This window comes from Bacillus sp. 05T31 (assembly GCF_056396725.1).
Genome location: NZ_JBFTMA010000823.1, coordinates 1 through 1,746 on the forward strand (window position 1 = coordinate 1; position 1,746 = coordinate 1,746).

Here is a 1,746-nt window from a genome sequence, read left to right on the forward strand (position 1 = left end):
ATTCATAGAAAAGATTTACATCAATTGCTACTTTCCGAACTACAAGAAGGTACTGTCGAATGGGGAAAAGAGTGCGTAAAAATAGAACAAAATGAAGAAAACGCCTTAAAAATATTATTTCAAGATGGTAGTGAAGCACTCGGCAATATACTCATTGCTGCAGATGGTATTCATTCTGTCGTTCGAAAAAAAGTAACACAAAGTGATGGTTATCGTTATGCCGGTTATACGTGTTGGCGCGGCGTAACTCCAGCTCATAGTCTATCTTTAACAAACGATTTTATTGAAACTTGGGGAACAAACGGTAGATTTGGTATCGTCCCTCTCCCAAACAACGAAGTATACTGGTATGCGCTCATAAACGCTAAAGCTAGAGATCCCAAATACAAGGATTACACAACAGCAGATTTGTATAATCATTTCAAAACTTACCATAACCCCATCCCATCTATTTTAAATAACGCCTCTGACATTGATATGATTCATCGTGATATTGTAGACATTATTCCAATGAAACAGTTTTTTGACAAACGCATCGTCTTTATTGGGGATGCTGCCCATGCACTTACACCTAATTTAGGCCAAGGAGCTTGTCAGGCAATTGAAGATGCTATTATTCTTGCTGAATGCATCAAAAATAATGCCCACTATCGCCAAGCATTTATAGAATACGAACAAAAAAGACGAGAAAGAATTGAAAAAATCYCAAACACTGCGTGGAAAGTTGGAAAAATGGCGCAAATAGAAAGTAAACCTTTAACTATACTAAGAAACCAAGCAATGAAACATATTCCGAAATGGATTTCTGATAGGCAAGCACATGAACTATACAGTTTTCATTTATGACAAACTCCAACGAAAAGTATGAACGGAATTCTCTCTATCCTTCTTTCAATTGTATTAAACAGTAAAATTAGGAGGCATGAAATAAGATTTCATTTGAGATACTCTAATAAACAGATATAATTGTTTGTATTAGGAGTCGATTATATGCTTAGAGAAACGAGAAAAAAAGAATTAAAAGAACTTATATTCCTAAAAGCAGTACAGCTCTTTCAAGAACGTGGGTACGAAAATGTAACGGTTCAAGATATTACTACTGCATGTGGGATTGCAAAAGGAACTTTCTTCAACTACTTTCCGAAAAAAGAAAACATATTATTATTTTTAGGTGATTCTCAAATTGAACTATGGAATGAAAGTTTAAAAACGTATGAAAATGTGGAACATCCAAAAGAACGAATCAAACTTATTTTAGGAGACTTACTAGATCGCTTTACTGGACATGGAGAATTAATGAAGCATGCTGTTTTTGAAATTATTAAATCTAACTACTTAGTAGAAAATGAATTAAAAAGTATACAACAGCTACAAGAAAGTTTGTCTTCAATTATTACAGCAGCGAAAGAAACAGGAAAATTAAACAGTCAATGGGATATAAATATTATCACTTCTACTATTATGAGTACTTATTTTTATACACTCATGTCCCAATCCCTATTAAATTCTAATGAAACAAATGCGAAAAATATACTCAATCAACAGTTAGATGTTGTTTGGGAAGGTATCAATCAAAAATAATAGAGGGCTATGCTACAAAGCCCTCTTAACTTTTAATACTCTTTACATCTTATTGCGATGCCCCCTCCCTCCTTCTCTCCAGAAATGTAATGCTCTCAATCAGAACTTCAGTTCTATATACTCTCTTTCCTTGTTCATCATCGTAATTACTCGTATGAATACGCC

2 protein-coding genes and 1 pseudogene are annotated in these 1,746 nt (G+C 34.0%); 2 read left to right on the forward strand and 1 reads right to left on the reverse strand.

Features of this window, described 5'->3' with window-relative positions:
* Nucleotides 1-846, forward strand: an 846-nt coding sequence (locus tag AC1DJR_RS28750; protein ID WP_477004125.1) for an FAD-dependent monooxygenase, incomplete at its 5' end; no start/stop codon positions are given.
* A gap of 144 nt (nt 847-990) precedes the next feature.
* A complete protein-coding gene (locus AC1DJR_RS28755; protein WP_429688828.1) occupies nt 991-1,581 on the forward strand; it encodes a TetR/AcrR family transcriptional regulator in 591 nt (196 codons plus the stop codon).
* A 49-nt stretch (nt 1,582-1,630) separates the two neighbouring features.
* Here AC1DJR_RS28755 and AC1DJR_RS28760 read toward each other — a convergent pair.
* A pseudogene (locus AC1DJR_RS28760) lies at nt 1,631-1,746 on the reverse strand (single-stranded DNA-binding protein); the annotation flags it as partial.